Origin of the sequence: Paenibacillus sp. DMB5, assembly GCF_001517085.1 — a bacterium.
GTDB lineage: Bacteria > Bacillota > Bacilli > Paenibacillales > Paenibacillaceae > Paenibacillus_AQ.
On the sequence record NZ_LRAC01000022.1, the window covers coordinates 1 to 21,350 of the forward strand.

17 protein-coding genes and 1 pseudogene are annotated in these 21,350 nt (G+C 56.7%); 13 read left to right on the forward strand and 5 right to left on the reverse strand.

Features of this window, described 5'->3' with window-relative positions; translation table 11 throughout:
• The first annotated feature begins 128 nt into the window (after positions 1 to 128).
• Together AWJ19_RS05065 and AWJ19_RS05070 are read left to right on the forward strand one after the other, a co-directional pair.
• Positions 129 to 875, forward strand: a complete 747-nt coding sequence (locus AWJ19_RS05065) for an ABC transporter ATP-binding protein (protein WP_068721978.1) — start codon at positions 129 to 131, stop codon at positions 873 to 875.
• 1 nt (position 876) lies between these two features.
• Entirely contained in the window at positions 877 to 2,097 is a 1,221-nt protein-coding gene (locus AWJ19_RS05070) for an ABC transporter permease (protein ID WP_068721979.1), read from the forward strand.
• A gap of 89 nt (positions 2,098 to 2,186) precedes the next feature.
• On the opposite strand, the gene AWJ19_RS36110 is transcribed toward AWJ19_RS05070, so the two are convergent.
• The 3 genes from AWJ19_RS36110 to AWJ19_RS05080 all read right to left on the reverse strand — a co-directional run bounded on the left by AWJ19_RS36110 (position 2,187) and on the right by AWJ19_RS05080 (position 4,560).
• Entirely contained in the window at positions 2,187 to 2,297 is a 111-nt protein-coding gene (locus AWJ19_RS36110) for a hypothetical protein (protein ID WP_020429695.1), read from the reverse strand.
• 216 nt (positions 2,298 to 2,513) lie between these two features.
• Positions 2,514 to 3,821 carry an aminotransferase class I/II-fold pyridoxal phosphate-dependent enzyme gene (locus AWJ19_RS05075; protein ID WP_068721980.1) on the reverse strand — a complete coding sequence of 436 codons (1,308 nt, stop codon included), beginning with the start codon at positions 3,819 to 3,821 and terminating at the stop codon, positions 2,514 to 2,516.
• Between the two features lie 124 nt (positions 3,822 to 3,945).
• Positions 3,946 to 4,560, reverse strand: coding sequence for a pyridoxamine 5'-phosphate oxidase family protein (locus AWJ19_RS05080; RefSeq protein WP_068721981.1), 615 nt, complete (start codon positions 4,558 to 4,560; stop codon positions 3,946 to 3,948).
• Between the two features lie 147 nt (positions 4,561 to 4,707).
• Here AWJ19_RS05080 and AWJ19_RS05085 point away from each other — a divergent pair, with 147 nt between their 5' ends.
• From AWJ19_RS05085 to gpmA, 3 genes and pseudogenes are all read left to right on the forward strand, one after another.
• A complete protein-coding gene (locus AWJ19_RS05085; protein WP_068721982.1) occupies positions 4,708 to 6,450 on the forward strand; it encodes a PLP-dependent aminotransferase family protein in 1,743 nt (580 codons plus the stop codon).
• 592 nt (positions 6,451 to 7,042) lie between these two features.
• Positions 7,043 to 7,825, forward strand: a pseudogene (locus AWJ19_RS05090) (AraC family transcriptional regulator).
• 478 nt (positions 7,826 to 8,303) lie between these two features.
• Entirely contained in the window at positions 8,304 to 9,053 is a 750-nt protein-coding gene (gene gpmA / locus AWJ19_RS05095) for a 2,3-diphosphoglycerate-dependent phosphoglycerate mutase (RefSeq protein ID WP_068721983.1), read from the forward strand.
• Between the two features lie 89 nt (positions 9,054 to 9,142).
• Here the strand turns inward: gpmA and asd are convergent, their stop codons facing one another.
• Together asd and AWJ19_RS05105 are read right to left on the reverse strand one after the other, a co-directional pair.
• Positions 9,143 to 9,931 (reverse strand): archaetidylserine decarboxylase, encoded by a 789-nt coding sequence (gene asd, locus AWJ19_RS05100; RefSeq protein WP_068721984.1) that lies wholly within the window; start codon positions 9,929 to 9,931, stop codon positions 9,143 to 9,145.
• Between the two features lie 90 nt (positions 9,932 to 10,021).
• On the reverse strand, positions 10,022 to 11,119 hold the full coding sequence (locus tag AWJ19_RS05105) for a YheC/YheD family protein (protein WP_068721985.1): 1,098 nt from the start codon (positions 11,117 to 11,119) through the stop codon (positions 10,022 to 10,024).
• Positions 11,120 to 11,485: 366 nt separating this feature from the next.
• Between AWJ19_RS05105 and AWJ19_RS05110 the strand changes: the two genes are divergently transcribed.
• The 8 genes from AWJ19_RS05110 to AWJ19_RS05145 all read left to right on the forward strand — a co-directional run bounded on the left by AWJ19_RS05110 (position 11,486) and on the right by AWJ19_RS05145 (position 21,301).
• A complete protein-coding gene (locus AWJ19_RS05110) occupies positions 11,486 to 12,202 on the forward strand; it encodes a hypothetical protein (protein ID WP_068721986.1) in 717 nt (238 codons plus the stop codon).
• Between the two features lie 74 nt (positions 12,203 to 12,276).
• Complete coding sequence (locus AWJ19_RS05115; protein WP_068721987.1) at positions 12,277 to 14,064, forward strand: hypothetical protein; 1,788 nt, start codon at positions 12,277 to 12,279, stop codon at positions 14,062 to 14,064.
• Positions 14,061 to 15,959: a WIAG-tail domain gene (locus AWJ19_RS05120; RefSeq protein ID WP_068721988.1), complete on the forward strand. Its 1,899-nt coding sequence runs from the start codon at positions 14,061 to 14,063 to the stop codon at positions 15,957 to 15,959. Before AWJ19_RS05115 ends, AWJ19_RS05120 begins: the two co-directional genes overlap by 4 nt.
• A 742-nt stretch (positions 15,960 to 16,701) precedes the next feature.
• Positions 16,702 to 17,556 (forward strand): glycosyltransferase, encoded by an 855-nt coding sequence (locus tag AWJ19_RS05125; protein ID WP_068721989.1) that lies wholly within the window; start codon positions 16,702 to 16,704, stop codon positions 17,554 to 17,556.
• Entirely contained in the window at positions 17,553 to 18,755 is a 1,203-nt protein-coding gene (locus tag AWJ19_RS05130; RefSeq protein WP_241781608.1) for a glycosyltransferase, read from the forward strand. Before AWJ19_RS05125 ends, AWJ19_RS05130 begins: the two co-directional genes overlap by 4 nt.
• Positions 18,721 to 19,458: a glycosyltransferase family 2 protein gene (locus AWJ19_RS05135; RefSeq protein ID WP_068721990.1), complete on the forward strand. Its 738-nt coding sequence runs from the start codon at positions 18,721 to 18,723 to the stop codon at positions 19,456 to 19,458. The genes AWJ19_RS05130 and AWJ19_RS05135 overlap by 35 nt, the downstream gene beginning before the upstream one ends.
• Positions 19,459 to 19,505: 47 nt before the next feature.
• The gene (locus tag AWJ19_RS05140; protein ID WP_068721991.1) at positions 19,506 to 20,237 is read left to right on the forward strand and encodes a sugar phosphate nucleotidyltransferase; all 732 of its coding nucleotides are present in this window, start codon (positions 19,506 to 19,508) and stop codon (positions 20,235 to 20,237) included.
• Positions 20,238 to 20,449: 212 nt separating this feature from the next.
• Positions 20,450 to 21,301 carry a DNA polymerase III subunit gamma/tau gene (locus AWJ19_RS05145; protein ID WP_068721992.1) on the forward strand — a complete coding sequence of 284 codons (852 nt, stop codon included), beginning with the start codon at positions 20,450 to 20,452 and terminating at the stop codon, positions 21,299 to 21,301.
• Positions 21,302 to 21,350 lie beyond the last annotated feature (49 nt).

Consider the following 21,350-nt stretch of genomic DNA (forward strand, 5'->3'; position numbering starts at 1 on the left):
GAGCTGGAACGGCCCCTGCTGGGGGCGGCGGTAAGGAGCGCAGCAGCAGTGCTGGAACGCGAGAAGAACCGTAAGAATAAAGGAGCGCCAAAGTGGCTCAAGAACAAAACCACGGGAGGTGACGGTCAATGAATAGTGCCCCCGTACTGCAAATTACGGGATTAAGCGGAGGATACAGCCTGAACAAGCCGGTACTGCATGATATCGGCCTGCAGGTGAAGCCCGGCGAAATGGTCGGGCTGATCGGCCTGAACGGTGCAGGCAAGAGCACAACCATGAAGCATATCCTGGGGCTGATGTCGCCGCACAAGGGCGAAATCACCGTCCGGGGCAAGACCAGGAGCAGCGATCCGGAAGGGTATCACAGCGCTCTGACGTTCGTGCCGGAATCGCCTCTCCTGTATGAGGAAATGACGGTCCGCGAGCATGTTGAATTTACGGCCAGGGCTTACGGTGTAGAGCGCAGTGATTATGAGACCCGCAGCCTGCAGCTGGCCGCACTCTTTAATATGGAGGACAAGATGGATACGCTGTCCTCCCATTTATCCAAGGGGATGAAGCAGAAGGTCATGATTATGTGTGCCTTTGTGGCAAGGCCGGCACTCTATGTCATTGACGAGCCCTTCCTGGGGCTTGATCCGCTCGGTATCCGCTCCCTGCTTGATTTCATGCTGGAGCTGAAACAATCGGGCGCTTCCATCCTGCTCAGCTCCCACATCCTCTCCACAATTGAGAACTATTGCGACCGCTTCATTGTGCTGCACCGCGGTAAGGTTATCGCCCAGGGCACGCTTGCCGAGATGACTGAAGCTGCCGGCCTGCGCGGCCTGAACCTGGAGCAGCTGTTCTACGAACTGGTGCAGGGAGGGAAATGATATGGATTTGAAAGAGCTGCGCCGGCAGCGGCGCAGCCGGTTCATGGGCAGCATGATCCCCTATGCGGGATATGTAATCAGAAGCGGTGTAGCCATGGTGCTCCTGCTTGTGCTGATCGCCTTCTCAGCCTGGTATACCGCGCTGCTGCGCGACACGCCGGCCGATCTGCCGATCCGCTGGATTATGCTGGTGCTCCTGCTGCCTGCAGCGGTGCACAGCAGCTTCCGCACTTATCTGCGGAGCCCGGATACGATCTTTCTCCTGCCGCAGGGCCACCGGATGAAGGAGTATTTTGCACCGGCTTGGGTGAGCGGAAACGTCTGGAAAATTCTCCGGCTGGCCTTCATTCTCATTACATTATGGCCGCTGTACATACGCACGGATGCTGAGCCCCAATCCTTGCTGCTTACAGGCCTGGTGCTGATTGCAGTGAAGCTGCTGTCCAGCTACGGGCTGTGGCGGGAGATCGCGATGCTCTCACGTCCTGCAGCAGCCGGATACCAGCTGCTGCGCTGGGCCGTAGGCGCTCTGATGATCGCGGCATGGTTATGGCAGCCTCCGCTGCGGGCATTGATCTTTATCGTTATTCTGGCTGCTGCCTATTTCGCGGCGCTCCGTGTTCCTAACCGGCATGCCGTTCCCTGGGAGCGGCTGATTGCCACTGAGAAGAACCAGGGTACCAGAGCCCTGATGATGCTCGGCTGGTTCGTGGACGTGCCGGGACGGGAGCAGCGGGTCTATGCCCGGCGTTATCTGGCCCGCTGGGGCGGCAGCATTCCCTGGCGGCGGGACAGCGCCTACCGCTTCCTGCTGACCAAAAGCTTCGCCCGCGGCGATGTCTTCGGCATCGTGCTGCGGATTGCCGTTCTAGGCATGCTGCTGGTCCTGTGGAACCGCAGCAGTTATGCCGGTACCGGCATCTACCTGTTTTTCCTGTTCATCACCGGCATCCAGCTGTCTGCACTGCGCAAGCTGCACAGTGAGTCGTTCTGGCTGACGGTGTATCCGCTGCCTGCAGGCAGCAGGGCGGACAGCACGACGCAGTTCATTTTCCGGACGCTGCTTATACTGGCTGTACTGCTTGGCTGGCCTTTTCTGCTCACCCTGGGGGAACGTCCGCTTCCGGCCGCCGGCAGCCTGCTGTGCGGTGCGCTGTTGGCTTTCTTTTTCAAAATGTATATGCAGCGCAAAGCGGCTGACCCGGACGAAGATGACCTGTAACGGATAGAAGCAAGCATAACAGCAAGAAGCCTTGAAGGGAGCATAGGCTCCGCATCAAGGCTTCTTTGCTGTATATCAAAAGATTTCAGTTAGACAAAGAGTGAACGGCTGATGATAACCAGCAGGATGAAGAGAACCAGAATAGCGCCAGTGCTTGTAAATCCAGGGTATCCGTATCCGCCTCTTACTTCTTCGCTCATGTTCATTCCCCTTTCGAATGTGTTGTTGTACTTGAGTACACCGTATTGTATGTGCACAGGGAGGAACGTGTATAGGCCAATGCCATGTGGCTGCAAAATAACCCCGCAAGGTTGAGCATTGGCATGTGCGCTGACTAAGGTACTTAACGGCGGCACTTATGATAGCAAAAAAACAGCCCCGGTGATTCCGGGACTGTCTGTTTGTGTAAGATAAGCTTATTTGTTGGCCTGCTCCAGATCACGGATGCCTGCGTATACCATGTCGAACAGATCCTCAAGCTGATCTTCCTCAATACAGGAGAAGGCAACGCGCAGATCCGTCTCGCCCAGGGCGATCGTGCCCAGTCCGTACTGGTGGATCAGGTGGAGACGCAGTGCTTCGGCCGGCACCGTGTGCAGCTTCAGACACATGAAGTAGCCGGAGTTGAACGGATAATAGGTCCAGACGTCGTCACCGTATTTGCCGCTGTCCAGCAGTGCCTTCACTTTGTTGGCACGGCCTTTCATGATCTGAAACTTTTCTTCCTTCTGCTGCAGGAACTCCGGCGCTTTCAGGGCATCCAGCACAAAGGTCTGTGAAGGATGGGCTCCGCTGGAAATCGTTGCGCGGATAATACCGAGCGTCTTCTGCTCCAGGGCAGCCAGCAGCTCTTTGTCTTCCGAAGCAAAAGTGATGAATCCGACACGGAAGCCCCAGACGAACTCTTCCTTGGTAGCCCCGTCAACCTTGACGGCAAGCACGCGCGGATGCAGGTTAGCCAGACGGCCAAACAGTGATTCCTTGAGTGAATCCTCAAAGAAGAGGCCGAAATAGGCGTCATCGCTGACCACGACAACATTGATCCCTTCCTCGGCCGCACGGAGAATGGCGGCGACAATCGCTTCGCCTTCTTCAAGACCCGGTGTATAGCCGGTAGGATTATTAGGGAAGTTCAGCAGTACGATGGCTTTGCCGTGGTCCTTCTGGGCGAGCAGTGCATCGAGCAGGCCTTCGCTGTTGAACTTCATATCTTCAGTGAACAGGGGATAATTGACGATGCGGCTGAGCCGGCGGATTCCGAAGGTCAGCTCGTAGTTCTCCCAGTTCTTGTCCGGATAGATGATGGCATCGCCTTCCTCGGCGAACAGATCGGCAACAATACTAAGCCCGTGGGTAAGGGCGTTGGTTACAACGGGATTGCCGAAGGATTTGCCTTCGAGCGAAGGGTTTTCGCGCAGCATCTTTTCCCGCCATACGGTGCGCAGCTCCGGTTTGCCGGCAGGCGGCGCATAGCCGTACAGGTCTTTGGGACTGTATGCGGACAGCTTATCCTGAATGACGGCAAGATGCATAGGGACACCGTTCTCGGTTGCGATACCGATGGTAGCATTGTACTTCTTGGCGTGAGCCGCCGCCTCGGCAGATTGGCTCAGAATGCCCTCTTTGGGAAAATAGATCGCTTTGCCAAGATTGGAAAGCATGTCGTACACATGTTCATTGCCTGCCTTGATATTGTCGTTCAATTGTCCAGCCAGTGGATTCATCCGTTTCATCCTTCCGGTATTCTTCTGGGATATATACGTTAACATTGCCTAACATTATATCACCGTGGCCTGCCGCCGTCACTGAAGAAAGCCGCGTTTTTTGAATACTTTTCGAAAAATTCCGTCAGGAATGGTAGGGGCAGTATTTCTTCATCATTTCCAGTGTTTCGGCATCGCGGGCTCCGCCGCGTTCTGTGAGGCCGCGCGTAACGCCTGCCCGCCCGTCCTCCTTCAGATTCTGGCCGAATTTGAATTTGGCGGTCAGCTCCTCGGGAGTGATCCGGACAACGGCAACCCCCTTCAGGCGCGGCCTGTATTTGGGATCATCTGCAGTGATGGGGACATAGCCGCCTTCAGGCTGCAGCTTTTGCATGAAGAGAAATAAGACGGCAGCTTTTTCAGTGAGATCCTCTACCGGCTCGGCCTTCCCGTAGGCTGTTACGCTTTTGAAGTAGGCGGTGGCCGGGCAGGACAGCTCAGGATCACTGAAATAGGAAGGAATCAGCGCAAATTCATCTGCTACGGTGAAGCAGACCTGCTGCTGGCTGCGGATGTGGTCCATTTTGCCTCCGGCATGACTGCCGTGAAAATAGAAATGGCCTTCCGAATATACAAAGTTCAGCGGCGTCACCCGGGGGAGCCCCTGTTCATCGGCGGTTCCCAGAAAGCCGAAGCTCATCCCCTGGAGAAAAGCTGTGATTTCCTCTTCCTGTTCGATCTTGAACTCTTTTCTGCGCATGGCTGGTCATCCTCTCTTTAATTGAAGCAGATGCATGTTGGTGCAGGTGCCCATCAAATTTTAATCAGCATAGAGCAAGAATTGACATAAAAAAAGGACCGGTTTACATTAATTTTAATGGTCCACTTTGGAGAGAGAAGGAGATGTATGATTTTTACGCTGCCTTATGAACAGTATCTCGACGTCTACCGCTACAAATATCTTGCACTCTATCATGCACTCCGCACAGCGATCCTGGGCGGAACGCTGCCCGGAGGGACACGGCTGCCTTCAACAAGGAAGCTGGCAGAGCTGTACCAGCTGTCCCGCGGGTCGGCATCGCAGGTATACGATATGCTGCTTGCCGACGGCTATATCCAAACTGAACGGGGGCGCGGTACCTTTGTCTCGGCAGCGGGGATGTTTGGCGAAGACGGAGGAAAGGAAGGAGCCGGAGAACCGCCGGCAAGCCCGGCGGGATTCGAACGTGAGTGGCTCGGGGAGACAGGCAGTTCCGTGCCGGGAGGCGATGGCTGGAAGGAGCGTGAGGCTGGTGATGGTGCTGGTACGTATGAGGGGAGCAGTGCATCCCCGGGCTTGCCCGGAGAAGATAAGCGCGCTGAGGTGAGAGGCGGTGTCGGACCGGGGGCTGGTGCTGGTGGGACTGTGGCTGCGGCTTTCAGCGGAGGAGGAGCTGCAGCTGAGGGAACTCCGGGTTACGGGAACAAGACGGCGGGTTCAACAGCGCAGGTTAAGCTCAGTGCCTGGGGAGAGAGGCTGATGGAGCGGCAGCTCTCTGTCTATGAACGGGCCGGGGACGGCTTCATCAGCTTCCGCAGCAGCGGTATGGAGCGGGGGCAGTTCCCGTACGCCGAGTGGCGGAGCGCCCTGAATTTTGCCGGGGGCAAGCAGGGCGGCCTGCTGGACAGCTACTGCCCGCCCCAGGGTGATGAAGGGCTGCGGCGGGCGATCGCCGCCCATCTGCGGATTACCCGCGGTATCCGTGCAGAGGCCGGACAGATCGTGCTGTTCAGCGGCTCCATGCAGGGCATTGTCATCCTGACCCAGCTCCTGCTGGAGCAGGGCAGCTGTGCTGTGGTTGAGGATCCGGGCTATCACGGCATCCGCCGCGCGGTGGAGATCAGCGGCGGATGCCTGCTGCCGGGCAGGGTGGATGCGGAAGGACTGGTCCCGGAGGACTGGGCAGCCCGGCTGCTATTCGTTACGCCGAGCCGCCAGTTTCCTACCGGGGCAGTGCTGCCTCTGGAGCGGAGGCGCAGACTGCTGGAGTGGGCCCGGCGTCATCAGGCTGTCATTATCGAGGATGATTATGACAGCGAGTTCCGCTGGGGCGGACGGCCGATTGAGCCGCTGAAGGCACTTGACCGGGAGGAGCGGGTCGTTTATGTCGGCTCCTTCTCCAACAGCATGTTCTTCGGGCTGCGGGTAGGCTTCGCCGTGCTGCCTTCATCACTGGTGGCGCCGGTGACTGCCGCCAAGGCGCTATATGAGCCGCTGCCGGCGGGCCAGCTGGAACAGCGCGCCCTGGCGCGGTTCATGGGTACCGGCGGGTACAGCCGGCACCTGCGGCGCATGACGCGCGTTTACGGTGAACGTGCGCGTCTTCTCCGGACGCTGTTGGCCGCGCGGCTCGGGACGGTTTTTGAAGTGCTGCCGGGTGACGCCGGCCTGCATCTATATGCGCGATGGCTGCGCACAGACGCGGAATTCGCCGCCTTCCGGGCGGCTGCCCTGCGGCGCGGTGCAGATTTCCGCGATGCTGCGCTGTACCGGATCAGGCCCTCCGGTGCGGCGGCCTGCTTTTCGTTCTCCCACCTGGATGCCGCAGCACTGGAGGAGGGCGTGAACCGCCTGCAGCTGGCCTGGAATGATGTGCAAAACCGTGCGTGACAAGGTATTATTAAAGGTAAGAAAAAAGGGTGCTAAATAGATTTGGCCTTAATGCAGGAGCTAATTGTGCCGGAATCGCAGCCAAGAGCTAAATGAGTATAAAGCCTTTTGGAAAAGCCGCTGAAAGTGCTCACTTAAAGTGCCGAAAGTTCTCAATTAAAGGGAAAAATCCCCTTAATGGAACCAAATAGCGGGCCAAAAGTACTCATTTAAAGGGAAAAATCCCCTTAATGGCATCAGTAGCGTGCTGAAAGTGCTCAATTAAAGGGAAAAATCCCTTTAATGGCATCGATAGCAGCCCCAACACTCCATTATCATTAAGTCCACCACTTAATCCGATAAGCTGACGCCGGCGGGGAGCTTGTCCGGTAATCAGCCATAGGCAGGGAAGCTGTAGGGAGCGGAGGCGCCCCCGGAAAGCTTTTCGGCACAGAAAAGCACACTCCGGAAGCCTAAGCAGTCAGCGGATGTTACCGCGAACAGCGCCCGGGAGTCCAAACATTTTCCGGAGTTACAACCAATCCCGAAAATTACAATGATCAGTTCAATTTTTTATAGTAACCGTAAACAACCTTTAGGAGGGGGAAAAATTATGCTTCACGCATCGCCGTCCTCTTTTGTCATACTTCCGGCCCTGGCGAAGATTGTCTGTGAACCGGGCTGGAGATGGCAGAAAAGAGAGAAGCCGCTGCAAAATTATGATTTGTTCTATGTCTGGAGCGGGGAAGGAACGGTCGTACGCAATGGTACGCCTTTTCAGGTGGGCAAGGGAAGCTGCTTCCTGTTCCGCCCGGGCGATTATACGTATGCGACACATAATCCGCAAAAGCCTCTGGTTCTTACATATATTCATTTTGATGTGACCGAAGCGGTGACTGAGATCCCCGAGCCTTACCGGGAACTGAGTGAAACGGTGGAGTTCGAGCATCTGCTCGCCCGTTATGTGCGGCTGTTTCTGGTGAAGACTTTTGCCGCAGAGGAGGAGGGACGTCTGATTCTGAAGCAGCTGATGATTCATCTGCTGCGTGAGGACCAGATGATGCCGGTAGAACGGCATGTCAGCAATCATCTGACCGAAATTATCCATGAGGTGGCCAATTATGTAAGCCAGCATCCCGGGGCCTCGCACCGGGTAGAGGATCTGGCCGCCCGGGCGGCCTGTCCCCGCGTTACTTTTCTATCAAATTCAAGGAAATCACCGGTTCTTCGGTGCAGTCTTATGTCATCCGGGCCGATTGAGCGGGCACAGCATCTGCTGCTGTATGCCGGGATGAATGTCACCGAGGTGGCGGATGCGCTGGGATACCGTGATATTTTCTTTTTCAGCCGCCAATTCAAGCAGCACACCGGCAAAAGTCCTTCCGAAATCCGCTGACCGCCTGTGGCCTTAACCCTGTACATGCCGCTTTGTTTCAGCCTTTTCTGCTGAGGGTAAATACGTTGCAACCTGGTTTAGCAGAAGATCTATATGCAGCATGAAAGGGGAGAATACAGGCATGTTAAGAGGACGCCGGATTTCAAATAATGCGCTCAAGTGCGGGAGTGCCGGTTATTGCCGGAGCCGCTGGAGACGTATGAAACAGATGAGCGGCACAGCCACCGATCAGTGGTTCTAAAGCTTTTATATGAAATAAAGGAAACAACGTAAGTATAGAGCAGTTTCAGCAGAGAACCGGAGCCGGCAGGCGGCCGGTTTTTTGATTTCCGGGTTTGGCGGCCGTGAGATGTATTTGCGGCTATGCGTATCTGTCCCTTCCTGCCGGGGTATAAGGGTAAGGATAGGCAACATTCCCCCGGAGTACCGTATAATCATCATAGCAAGCAAATGAGCCAAAGGGTAAAGGAGAGAGAGTATGTACGAAATCGTGTTGATACGGCATGGAGAGAGCGAATACAACCGCCAGAACCTGTTTACGGGCTGGAGTGATCCGGATTTGACGGAAAAAGGGGTTCAGGAGGCCAAGGCCGCCGGCAAGCTGCTCCGGGAGGCGGGCTACTCTTTCGATCTTGCTTTTGCTTCTGTGTTGAAGCGCTCGATCAAGACGCTGAACTATGTGCTCGAGGAGATGGACCTGCTCTGGATTCCGGTGCAGAAATCATGGAAGCTGAACGAGCGGCATTACGGGGCGCTGCAGGGGCTGAGCAAAAGCGAAACCGCCGTTAAATACGGGGAAGAGCAGCTGCATATCTGGCGGCGCAGCCTGTCGGTCCGTCCGCCGCTGCTCACGCCGGATGATCCGCGGTATGCCCGCAACGATGTCCGCTATAAGGAGGTCCGCCAAGGCGATATCCCTCGCGGTGAGAGTCTGCAGGATACCGTTCTACGTGTCGGCGATTTCTGGAACAACCGGATTGTGCCGCTGATCCGCAAGAAGGAGCGGGTGCTGATCTCGGCCCATGGCAACACGCTGCGGGCACTGATTAAATTCATGGAGGATCTGGATGAGCCGACCCTGCTGAATCTGAATGTGCCCACCGGAGTCCCGCTTGTCTACAAGCTGGATGATGACGTGAAGCCCGTCAGCCGCTTTTATCTCGGGGTTCCCGAAGAGGTACAGGAGAAGGCACGGGATGTAGCCAATCCGGGCAAGGTGATGGAATAACGGAGTCTGAGGATCAAACCACAATAAAGGGTACTCCCTGCCTTAACCGGCAATGGAGTACCCTTTTTGCAAAGATAACGGGATTCAAGCTAAGACCTGCTTTGCGTTCCGAGCAGTTCACCCATCCTGACCTTGGTACCTTCCGCAAGTCCGGGACGCGGGGTAAAGGTACCGTTCTCAAGCAGCAGTACTACTGTGGATCCGAATTCAAAATAGGCGAGATCATCGCCGATCAGCCACTGATCAGCCTGCTCATCCGAATAGCGGATGCTGCTGACGTTCATCGCGCCCACCTTCACAACGGCGGCTTCACCGTTTGCTCCGGCAATATAAGTAATGAGCCGTTCGTTGCGGCTCAGCACGCTTTTCATATGTCTCATGCCGAATTCGTTGACTGGATATGCCCGTCCGCGGATATAATCGCTCTCAATCCGGCGTCCGGTAAGCGGCGAGTGAATACGGTGGTAATCGGTTGGACTGAGGTACAGGACGAAAAAGAAGCCTTTTTTGTAAAGCTCCTGATGAGGTGAGTGGTTGAGCAGCTCCTCCAGCAGGTAATCCTGACCTTTGACATTCATGATGGTTCCGGAATGAATCTCGCCCATCGCGGTGATCAGAGCGTCTACGGGACTTGCCACAGCGCCTGCGCCTTCTGCGACCTGGCGCATGCCCGGCTTCAGCCTGCGGCTGAAAAATTCATTCAGCGTGTGATACTCTCCGGACGACTTCTCCGCTTCGGCGGCAGGAATATGATAAGTCCGTATAAATGTTGGGATCAAAAAACGGCTGAGTCTGCTATGGGAAAAAGCCCCCATTAACCGGGAAAGCCACCTATGCGAAGACAGCTCGGTCATCAGCCGCAGCAATTGTTTAACCATGATTATCTCCCTTCCGTCTTGCAGAGTAACGGTCCCGTTAGCCGGGACCGTTACTGCTCTGCATTATATTGACATAGAATAGGAGACAAATCAATAACGGATATACCTGGAGGGGTCATCCAGCAGGAAACGGGCATAGCCCATGGGTCTGCGGTAGCTGTCCTTCCAGGTGTCCCTGAGCCCGGCTTTTTGGAAGCCGTACCGCTGGTCGCGCCCGTTGCACTCAATAAAGTACAGGCGCCGGTCTTTGGTGATGCCGATATCCAGCCCGATATCGGCCAGCCCGGGCAGGCTTCTCTCCAGCTGGCGTGCAATTGAGAGGCTGAGCATCTGGACGGACATGCGGATGCTTGCAGCCGCCTCACCGCCGAAGACCTGCTCCAGCACCGCAGAGGCGCTGAACGCTTCGCCGCCCCTGGCGATATTGGAGACGAAGCCGCCCGGTGCCGCAAGCTTGGCGAACATGCCGGTTACCTGCCAGTCTCCGCCCCAGCCGCGCTGTACCGTGACACGCAGATCAAAGGGGCGGCCGTTCATTTCGGCCAGCGGAATACGCTCCTGCACCAGATACGGCATGGCAGCGAAGCGTGCCCGCAGCACCCGGTGCAGATTCTCCTGGCTGACGCTTCTGCTGGCATAGCGGCGGGACCCGGAAGGAAGATAAGTCCAGGTCCAGCGCCCGGAACCGCTTTTTCGCGACAGGCGCATAACGCCCTTCCCGACACTCCCGCGGCACGGCTTGAGAATGAGATCATGATGGCGGTTCACCATGTCCCTGAGTCCGGCCAGCCCGGCTGCAGAGTCAGGCAAGAATCCCCGCAAAGCCTCATTCTGCTGCAGCAGACCATGAATCTGATCTTTTCCATAACGGTTGCATGTATTAAAAATCAGGAGGCCCTGCCCCAGCAGCCGTTCGATCCCGGTACTGCGCGGGCTAAAAATGGCCCTGTTATGAATAACGGACGGCGTAGGGACGACGGTCCGCTGGTATCCCTGAAGGCCTTTTACGTAAGCCACGCTGAATCCGGGTTCAAGATTGATGTCGGACAGCTGCAGGAAGCAGGGGACCATTCCATATCCGGCAGCAGCCTCCTCGTAGGCCGCAAGCGACTCCTGTCCCGTTTTTAACCGGGGAACGCCCCGGTGCATAGCGGCATTTAGCAGTATCCCCACGAGCTTTTGCCCCATGTTCGTTCCTCCTGTTAGCTTCTGTAATGACGCCCTGTGACGGCGGTTCCGCTTCTCTAGCATTGTATGTTTGTACTGGGGCTTGAGGATGGACGAATGCGCGGCGGCAGATGCCCTTTTTTAAAATATAAGAATTTATAAGTTTTACACTATACCTCATCCTTATATTTCCTGCAGAAACGGATATCGTCCTGTTGAGGACGGCATAGCCGTTTCTACTTGTATAGAAGAAGGGGATATCCTCTTAAAAAAAGATGAATGTTGCACTGCTAAACCATGCCCGGCCTGGTGTAAAAGGGTGTCATCCGCCTATGCCACTGCATATGATGCCAAGGAGAAACAATCGATGGAAGGAGGAGACTGCTTGTGAAGGGCTCCAGAAAGAACCGGCATAACCAATCCAAACGGCGTCTTTATTATGTGGATAATCCCAATAAAACAGAACTGAGCATGCTGCGTAGCGGTCCAAGAGTACAGGGGGATACATCAACCGGGGAAACGGATACGGTGGCGGATACGCCGGATCAGACACTGGTGGTCAGCGGGGTAGGCACGGCGGAGCTTCCGGCTCCGGCAGAAGCTGTTACAGTTGAGCCGGCTCCGCAGCTACAGCCAGAGACGCAGCAACAGCCGGCATCCCAGGCTCCGTCCCTGAGCGAGACGGATGTCCGGATAAGCATCCCTGCTGAACCGCTGCTGACAGAAAAGGAACGGCTGCAGAAGGTCTATACCGATGACATTTCCGAAGCGGCGGTTACCGGCTCCAAAATCGCCCCCCGCACGATTGACGGGTCCAAGCTGAAATTCGGCATTATCGGTACACCGTGGCTGCAGGATTATGCGGTACAGAGCATCAACATTGCCGAAAAGGCGGTTACCTCCTCTAAAATCGCCCACGAATCCATTTCAGGCGAGCATTTGGTGGAAGGCAGCATCAGCGGCGGCAAGCTGCTGGATCATTCTATCGGCGGAGAAAAGCTGAAAAACGGCAGCATCGGCCCTGAAAAGCTGGCTGACCGGACAATCGGCGGTGAGCAGATTGCGGACCGTTCGATTTCCGGACGCATCTCAGTGAGCTGCTGATTACCTCCGAGCTGCTGGAGGACGGCGCCGTAAGCGGCGAGAAAATTCTCAGCAGCAGCATCGTCAGCCGTCATTTGGCCAACGGGATTATTGACCGTTCCAAGCTGGCGGATGATGCCGTATCCGGCGACAAAATCGCCGACGGTGAAATCAGCGGCGATAAAATCGCCGAAGGTGCCATTGACAGCCGCCATCTCAAGGAAGGGACCATATCGGCGAAGCACCTGGCTCCGGGGGCAATCGGGCGTGAACAGCTGGCCAGCCGTCTCATCGGCAAAGAGCAGCTGGGTTCCGGCGTTATCGAGAGTACACACCTGGCCGATGGCGCAGTCGGAGCTCGGCAGCTTGGAGAAAAGGCTATACGCAGCCAGCATTTAAGCCCGGAAAGCGTAAACGGGTCTCATATCGGCGACGGGGAAATTAACGGGAATCATCTGGCGGACCGGAGTATTACCTTTGTAAAGCTGGCAGAGGGAGCAGTAGGGACGGCCCAGATTGTAGAGCAGGCAGTCACCTCCTCCAAAATCGCCGATCAAAGCATTCTGACGCATAAGCTGGCTGACGAGGCGGTAACCACCCGCCATCTGGCCAAATCAGCCGTCCGCGGTCCGCAGATCGCCATGCAGTCCGTCTCCTCCGCTCATTTACAGCGTGAGGCGGTCGACCAGTCCCATCTGGCGGCGGAGTCTGTCGGTTCAGAGCAGCTGCAGGCCGGTGCCGTACTGGGAAGCCATCTGGCTGCCGGCTCGGTAGGCGGCAAAGTGCTTGCGCATGACTCTGTCACTGCTGAGCATCTGCTGCCGCATAGCGTGACCACAGCCAAACTCGCGGACGGAGCAGTGACCGGGGCGAAGCTGGCTGGCGGTGCGGTGAACGCAGAGGCAATCGCCCGGGAAAGTGTGAGCGGGGAGCATATTGCCTTCTGTGCCATTGAAGAAAAGCATCTGGCGGATGCCAGTGTGGGCGGCCGCGTGCTGCAGGGCGGAGTTGTGGATACAGAGCATCTGGCTCCCGGAGCTGTTGAGCGCAGACATCTGGCTGAACACAGTGTAAGCAATACTGCACTGCAAGCAGGGGCTGTGACGGGGGATAAGCTGGCTTCCGGAGCAGTGAAGGAGGTTCATCTGGCGGCGGGTGCGGTACAGCCGCATCATCTGGCAGATCATGCCGTTACTTCATTAAAAATATCACCGGAGAGTATTTCTACCGATAAAATCAGCGATTTGGCTGTTACTTCCATTAAACTTGCAGACGGCAGTGTGACTTCCTCCAAACTGGCGCCTGCTGCAGTCACCGCCGAGCATCTGGCTCCGGGAGCTGTTGCTCCGGCTTCGATCAGCGATACCGCTGTACAGGGCAGACATCTGGCTCCGGGAAGCGTCGGCGGTGCCCATATCCGGCCGATGTCTGTCGGGAACGGGCATATTCTCCCCGGCTCGGTATCCTCCATCCAGATACAGGATGGCAGTATCAGCACCTCCAAGCTGACCGATGAAGCAGTGAGCTCCCGCCATCTGTCGCCGGAGAGTGTGGAAGGCCATCATCTGGCGGATCATGCGGTAGCAAGCCGGCATATCGGCGAGGGTGAGATCACCCTGGAGCATCTGGCCGCAGAAGTACGCAGCGCGCAGTGGCTGCCTGAGCGCAGCATAGACGGCGATAAGTTGGCCGAAGGCTCCATTGATGCTTCCCATCTGGTTTCCGGCAGTGTATACGGTGACCACCTGATCCAAGAAGCGGTGGACAGCCGCCATATCCGCAGCGGCAGTATTACGCTGGATATCTGTCAGAGGAGGTCTTTACCTCCGAGCTGCTGCCTGAGCACAGTGTCGGCGGCTCCAAGCTGGCCGATGAGGCAGTGACTTCCCGCCATCTGTCGCCCGGCAGTGTGGACGGCAGCCATCTGACGGATGATGCGGTAAGCAGCCGTCATATTGGCGGAGGCGAAATAACACCTGACCATCTGTCTGAGGAGGTTATCAGCGCGCAGTGGCTTCCCGACGGCAGCATCAGTGCCGAAAAACTGGCGGATGGCACTATCGGCCCGCTGAAGCTGGCTCCCGGCAGTGTGTATGGCGACCATCTGGTCAAGGAAGCCGTAGACAGCCGCCATATCAAGAAAGGCAGCATTACGCTGAAGCATCTGTCAGAGGAGACCCGTACCTCCGAGCTGCTGCCTGACGGCAGTATCGGCGGCTCCAAGCTCGCCGATGATTCCGTTAGCTTCCGCCATTTGGCGGCAGACAGTGTGTATGGCAGTCATCTGGTTAGCGATGCCGTAACGGGCCGTCATATCGGCGAAGGTGAGATAACGCTGGCGCATCTGTCCGGCGAAGTCCTCAGTGCGGATCTGCTGCCTGATGGCAGTATCGGCGCAGGTAAGCTGGCGGAGGGTGCGGTAGCAGGCCGTCATATCGGCGCAGGTGAGATAACGCTGGCGCATCTGTCCAGCGAAGTGCGCGGAGCAGAGCTGCTGGCTGACGGCAGTATCAGCGGCAATAAGCTGGCTGACGGCAGCATCGGTTCGCGTAAGCTGGCTGCCGGCAGTGTATACGGAGGCCATCTGGCTCCTGAAGCGGTAGACAGCCGCCATATCAAGAGCGGCAGCATTACCCTGAAGCATCTGGCCGAGGGGACACTGACGCCTGATCTGCTGCCTGACGGCAGCATCAGTGCAGCGAAGCTGGCCGAAGGTTCAATCAGCTCCTTCCAGCTGGCTCCAGGCAGCATCTATGGCGGCCACCTGGCTTCAGAAGCAGTGGATAGCCGGCATATCAAGAGCGGCAGCATTACGCTGAAGCATCTGGCCGAGGGGACATTGACGCCTGACCTGCTTCCTGACGGCAGTATCGGCGCAGCGAAGCTGGCTGAAGGCTCGGTGAGTTCCTTCCAGCTGGCTCCGGGAAGTGTATACGGAGGTCATCTGGCTCCTGAAGCAGTAGACAGCCGCCACATCCGCAGCGGCAGCATCACGGCTGAACATCTGGCTAAAGGGACGCTGAACAACGACATGCTGTCTGCCGGCAGCATTGACGCTGAGAAGCTGGCAGACGGAGCCGTGCATTCACACCATCTGCAGCCGGAAAGTGTGTACGGCGTGCATTTGGCCGACGGCATTCTGGAGGAGCGGCACCTGCTGCCGGAAACAATCAAGCTGACGCATCTGGCGGAAGAAGTCCGTTCGGCCGACCTGCTGCCGGATGGCAGCATCACCGGCATCAAGGTGGCTTCCGGCAGTATCGGCGAGGAGCATCTGGCTGAAAAGGCCGTTGGTACTTCCGCAATTGCGGACGAAGCAGTGGATGCAGCTAAGCTGGCCTCCTCCGCCGTTCAATCCCGGCACCTTGAGGAAGAAAGTGTGCAGAGCTACCACATTGCAGCCGGCGCCGTTACCGGTGACCATCTGGCTCAAGGTGCAGTCTCTGCGGAACACCTGTCCTTCAGTCCGGTGCAGAGCGCAGGAAACCGGCAGGTGCTGCAGCAGTTTGGCATGACGGCGTTCATGTTTAACGGCAATGCGGAGAGCGTGGAAGTCACAGTAACCTTTGATGAGGGCTTCGGCCATACCGGCTATGTGTTCGTGGCTATGACCAACCAGCCGTATTTCCTTGCTTCACTGAAGAGCAGAGGCGCCGGAGAAGCGGTTGTGAACATTCACAGGCTGCGCGAAACTCCGCATTTCTATGGCGTGTTATCCTGGATTGCCCTCGGCACCCCGCTGGTGAAACCGCAGGTCGAGCACCGGGCGTTTGACTGACCGCTGCACAACAGTCTGCGGGTGTTATAGCCTGCAGGCTGTTGTGGAATTTGAATCTATTGAACAGGCGCAGCCGTGAGGCTGCGCTTTTTGCTGCGGACTTGGGCGGGGAGGGGCGATGAAAGCAGCAAAGTGCCGGCGGTTTCAAAAATGGCATGAGTAGATGGAATGAGAGACGGAAGCGTATCAGTTTTCGGATTCAGGCAATGGCGGGCGGGGCGGGCAAAATGAGAGGGGGATATCTCGGAAGCTTAAGCGCAGCAGACTTAGGGGGAGCGACTAGTTTGGATCAATCCGCGTGCCCGCAGTCGAAATAAAGGGAATATTCCCCTTAATGGGGCACGATCTGCGTGCCGCCAGTCGAAATAAAGGGAATTTTCCCCTTAATAGGGCACGATCCACGTGTCTTCAGGCAAAATAAAGAGTGGTTTTGGCTAGGTAAAGTAACATTGTTAGTAACTGAGGTAGTTTAAACAAGTTTAGCAACTGAGGCAGTAAAACAAGTGTTTGCGGTACGGCGGAGAAGCTGGTGAAGAGTACATATTAGATTAGCGTGACTATATTGAAAAGTAACGCTTGGAGCTGATGAGGAGGCTTCTGTAATTGTGGCGGCAGTGTCCGCACCGCGGCATCTGTCCGATTTTCTGTACAAAGGGAGACATCTGCCGTTGCAGGAGACGGCAGTTTACATAGACTGTGGTGTAACCCTCAGCCCGGGAGTATGCCCTCCGAAGGAAGGTGGATGAGCTTGAAACAGCGTAAACGAACATCTGCCCGCCGCTCGGGGCGGCGGGCTTCCCAAGCAGTGCGGAGAAATCTCCGGCCGCAGCAGCAGCCGGCAGAAGCACTGCCTGCAGTGAACCACCCCGAGCCCGTTGTGTCGGTAATAATCCCTGCTATGAATGAGGCGCGGACGATCGCTGCAGTCATTGCGGGAGCAAGAGGCGTTCATCCGCGCTGTGAGGTTATTGTGATAGTCAATGGTTCAGCCGACAATACAGCCGAAATTGCGCACCGGATGGGAGCGAAGGTGATTATGTTTCCTCAGCCGCTTGGACATGATGTTGGGCGGAGTGTCGGAGCGGAGGCAGCCAGGGGAGACATCCTGTTATTTACTGACGGGGATCTGGTCATTTCCGCTGCAGAGCTGCGTCCGTTCGTGGAAGCAGTCGGCGGTGGTGCTGATGTAGCGCTGAATGATTATTCCGGCCCGGTCCGCGGCCGGATACCGCATCCGGTGATACTCTCCAAGTATACACTCAACGTTATGCTTGGCCGGCCGGACCTGAACGGATATTCGCTTACAGCGGTGCCCCATGCGCTCAGCCGAAAGGCGCTGACAGCACTCGGCAGCGCTATCCTGTCCAGGCCGCCGCTTGCACATGCCCGTGCAGTGCTGGATGGACTAAAGGTGAAGGCCGTGCATAAAGTGCCGGTCGGCCGGATGAATGCAGTCCGCCGCAAGGAGGGCGGCAGAGACCCTTTGCAGGAGGTCATTCTCAGTGACCATCTGGAGGCCATGGGTCTGCTGCTGGAGCGCAGAGGCGAAAGGGCAGGTTACGGCGATGCAGGCCGGCGAAGGGAGATGGTGAGATGAACGCAGCAAAAACGACGAAACAGGGAAGCCAGCGTAAGCAGAAACGGCAGACTTCTGCCCCAGGCGCTTTAGCCACCCACCCGGCATCCGCTGCCCTAGGAGACTCCGCTGCCAGCCCTGTATCAGCAGGTCTGCAAGTCTCAGCCACCCGCCCTGCCGGTGCTGCACCACGGGAATCCGCCGTCCACCCGGCATCCGCTGCCCCAGAAGTCTCCGCTGCCCGCTCTGTACCAGCGGAGCTGCATGTCTCCGCCGTCCGCTCTGCATCCCGGGCTGCAGGTGGCCGCCGCTCTGCAAACGCAGCGCCGCGTACCACTGCCGGTCGCCCCGGTGCAGCGCGGAAACCCCGCCGCAAAACCGCAGCCAAGACCCCGGCGGCCGGCCCGAAGCAGACACAGATGCTCCCCCGCAAGCTGCGGGGGAAGCTGTCTGTCATTATCTCGGCAAAGAATGAGGCGAAGACCTTGCCGCTGCTGCTGAAGCAGGTGCAGCGGCTGGCACCTGCCGAGATTATCGTTGTGCTCAATGGCTGCACGGACAACAGCTTTCAGGCGGCCCGGCTGTGCAGGCAGGCAACGGTCGTGCATGTTCCCGAGCCGGCCGGCCATGATGTGGGCCGATCGCTTGGCGCCAAGCTCAGCAAGGGCGATATCCTGCTGTTCCTGGACGGCGATATGGTTATTCCGGCGTCGGAGCTGGCCGGTTTTGCCGCAGCGGTAGACGGCGGGGTTGATGTGGCGCTGAATGATCTGGACGGCCTGCTGCCGCCTTTTGGACTCAGCGATAACGTTACCCGCTGTAAGCTGTATCTCAACATGGTGCTCGGCCGGAGTGATCTCGGAGCCTGCTCAATGACCGCAGTACCCCATGCCCTGTCCCGGCGTGCGCTGGAAGTGATCGGTTACCGTGAGTTGATGGTGCCGCCCAAAGCGCAGGCACTCGCGCTGCTGAAGCAGCTGCGGGTAGAAAAGGCAGGCACAGTCAATGTATTCAAGCAAAACCGTCTGCGGCAGGACAATACAGGCGCCGGAAACAGGGTGGAGCAGCTGATTGCCGGTGATCATGCGGAAGCGCTCAAGGCGGTTCTTATGCTGAGCGGAGCAAATGCCGGCGCGGCAGCCTGCAGGAGCAGCGCAGCCGGCTGGCCGCCTGGAGGAACGCCCTATGACCAAGACCAGTATCATTATTCCAACCTATAACGGGCGGAAGCTGCTTGAGGCCTGTGTCGAAGCGATCAGGCGTTATACAGACTCTCCTTATGAAATTATCGTGGTCGATAATGGATCTAATGACGGTACGGCCGCCTATTGCCGCAGCAACAAGCTGACGTTGATCTCCCTTCCGGAGAACCGCGGTTTTCCGGCCGCCTGCAACCTTGGGCTGCAGCTGGCTTCGGGCGATGAGCTGCTGCTGCTGAACAACGACGTCATTGTCTCGCATAACTGGCTTGCCAACCTGAGGGCGGCTCTGTACAGCGCAGCGGATATCGGCATCGTCGGCCCGGTGACGAATTATGCGAGCGGCCGGCAGCAGGTAAGAACGTCTTACGCCGATATGCCCGGTTTTCACAGTGAGGCTATGACAGCTAACGTTCCTGATCCTATGAAATGGCAGGAGACGGTACGGCTCGTAGGCTTGTGCTTTTTATTCAAAAGAACCGTACTCGACCGTGTCGGCCTGCTGGATGAGCGGTATTCACCGGGACATTACGAGGACGATGATTATTGCTACCGTGCCCGGCTGAAGGGCTTCCGGCTGCTGATCGGCGGGGACTGCCTGGTGCATCATGAAGGGAGCGCGAGCTTCAAGCAGGTCTATTCCGCGGAGCTTCAGGAGCTGGTGGAGCGTAACCGCAGGATTTTTATAGAGAAATGGCATTTGGATCCGGCACAATTCATCTGATCTGCCAGCCCAAAGGCTAAGGACACAGATAAAAAGGAGGAAAGTAAGTGAAAGGAGTCATACTGGCGGGCGGAAAGGGAACAAGGCTACATCCGCTGACCCGGCTGATGAACAAACATTTGCTTCCGGTCGGCAAATATCCTATGGTGTGTTACGGTATTGACCGGCTGCGCCGGGGCGGGATAACCGATATTCTCCTGATCATCAGCAAGCAGTCTGCGGGGCAGTATACGGATTTCCTGGGCAGCGGTGCAGAATTCGGCGTAAACTTGACCTATAAAATCCAGGAGGCTGCAGGAGGCATCGCAGAAGCGCTGGAGCTGGCAGAAGGATTCATTCTCCCGGGCGAACGGTTTGTCGTGCTGCTGGGCGATAATCTTTTTATGGAGGATCTGACGCCTTATATGGAGAAATACGCAGAGCAGCCGCCAGGGACGGCCAAGGTGCTGCTGAAGCCGGTAGAGGATGCCCGCAGGTACGGGGTTCCTGTATTTGACGACAAGGATGCGTCCCTGATCGCTTATATAGAAGAAAAGCCGGAGCAGCCGAAGACGAATTTTTGCGTGACCGGCATTTATATGTACGATGAGGCAGTGTTCGACATTATTAAGCGGATTGCTCCTTCAGGGCGCGGCGAGCTGGAGATTACCGATGTGAACAATATTTATGCCGGGGAGGGTAAGCTCAGCTACGATGTGCTCAAGGAATGGTGGAGCGACGCGGGAACGTTCCAGTCTCTGCAGGAGGCCGGGGAAAAGCTGAAGAACACGCTGCCTTAAGCTACTTTTTGAAAAAAGATTAGGAGTTACAGGCAAGAGACATTCTTCTCACTAGGGGGAGGGTGTCTCTTTTTTACGGTAGATATATTGTAAGGTTTACTTTACTAGAGTGATAGTACCCAAGTATCCAGATTTTAGATATACTGTACATGCGGATCATTGGTCCTGCGTCTTTTGAACTACATACTTAGGGTGCTGAAAGGGGCGTACATATGTTTAACAAGGATTTGCGCGAAACGGCTATCAGTAATATGAAGGCAGAACAATCCAGATATGAATCGGAAAATAAGCAGCTTGTGGGAGATGCAGAGCAGCTGCTGGGCAAGCGGAGATTGCTCAAGTCCGCGGTCGATGAATCCTGGGAGTTTATAAATAATATGCGTAATAAGCCGACAGCTCTGGATACCGAGCTCAAAATCATAAAGATTGAGTCCAAGAGGTTCTCCGGTTTGCTGGATACCCTTGAAAAGGAGATCAGCAAGGCTAATTTTACCTCCGGCGGGACGGCGGCAACAGGTGTGGCAGCTGGTATCGGTGTGGCTGCTTTTGGGCCGACCGCTGCGTTGGCTATTGCTACTACATTTGGCACGGCTTCGACTGGTACAGCTATTGCTACGCTTAGCGGTGCAGCAGCCACGAATGCTGCCCTTGCCTGGCTGGGAGGCGGGGCGCTGGTTGCCGGCGGCGGCGGAACAGCGGCAGGAACCGCACTGCTTGGACTGGCGGGTCCGGTCGGCTGGGCGATAGGCGGAGGCGCGCTTGTGACCGCCGGTTTACTCAAAAGCGGCAAAAACAAGAAGATTGCCGAACAGGCCAGCACGGAGGCTGCGAAGATCCGTAAACATGTCAAAGCCATAGAGGCCACCCGTAAAGAAATCCAGGAGATTACGGCACTGAGCACCGCGGCCTCGGACGGGCTGCGCGGCCTGCTTCTGCAGTGCCGTACATTGACTACGGACTATACGCAGCTTACACCGGAAGCCAAGCAGCGGCTGGGAGCGCTGGTCAATAATACTAAAGCCGGGGCGCAGCTGTTGAACCGGGCTGTTGGAGCAAACGCATAACAATGGAAGCGGCGGGTGCAAAGGGGGATGGCCATGTCCGGAGAGGTTC

Excerpts from the sequence above, each read along its gene's own strand:
- AWJ19_RS05065 (WP_068721978.1), top strand. The coding sequence starts at position 129 with ATGAATAGTGCCCCCGTACTGCAAATTACGGGATTAAGCGGAGGATAC.
- AWJ19_RS05070 (WP_068721979.1), top strand. The coding sequence starts at position 877 with ATGGATTTGAAAGAGCTGCGCCGGCAGCGGCGCAGCCGGTTCATGGGC.
- AWJ19_RS36110 (WP_020429695.1), bottom strand. The coding sequence starts at position 2,297 with ATGAGCGAAGAAGTAAGAGGCGGATACGGATACCCTGGATTTACAAGC.
- AWJ19_RS05075 (WP_068721980.1), bottom strand. The coding sequence starts at position 3,821 with ATGAATCCACTGGCTGGACAATTGAACGACAATATCAAGGCAGGCAAT.
- AWJ19_RS05080 (WP_068721981.1), bottom strand. The coding sequence starts at position 4,560 with ATGCGCAGAAAAGAGTTCAAGATCGAACAGGAAGAGGAAATCACAGCT.
- AWJ19_RS05085 (WP_068721982.1), top strand. The coding sequence starts at position 4,708 with ATGATTTTTACGCTGCCTTATGAACAGTATCTCGACGTCTACCGCTAC.
- gpmA (WP_068721983.1), top strand. The coding sequence starts at position 8,304 with ATGTACGAAATCGTGTTGATACGGCATGGAGAGAGCGAATACAACCGC.
- asd (WP_068721984.1), bottom strand. The coding sequence starts at position 9,931 with ATGGTTAAACAATTGCTGCGGCTGATGACCGAGCTGTCTTCGCATAGG.
- AWJ19_RS05105 (WP_068721985.1), bottom strand. The coding sequence starts at position 11,119 with ATGGGGCAAAAGCTCGTGGGGATACTGCTAAATGCCGCTATGCACCGG.
- AWJ19_RS05125 (WP_068721989.1), top strand. The coding sequence starts at position 16,702 with ATGAGCTTGAAACAGCGTAAACGAACATCTGCCCGCCGCTCGGGGCGG.
- AWJ19_RS05130 (WP_241781608.1), top strand. The coding sequence starts at position 17,553 with ATGAACGCAGCAAAAACGACGAAACAGGGAAGCCAGCGTAAGCAGAAA.
- AWJ19_RS05135 (WP_068721990.1), top strand. The coding sequence starts at position 18,721 with ATGACCAAGACCAGTATCATTATTCCAACCTATAACGGGCGGAAGCTG.
- AWJ19_RS05145 (WP_068721992.1), top strand. The coding sequence starts at position 20,450 with ATGTTTAACAAGGATTTGCGCGAAACGGCTATCAGTAATATGAAGGCA.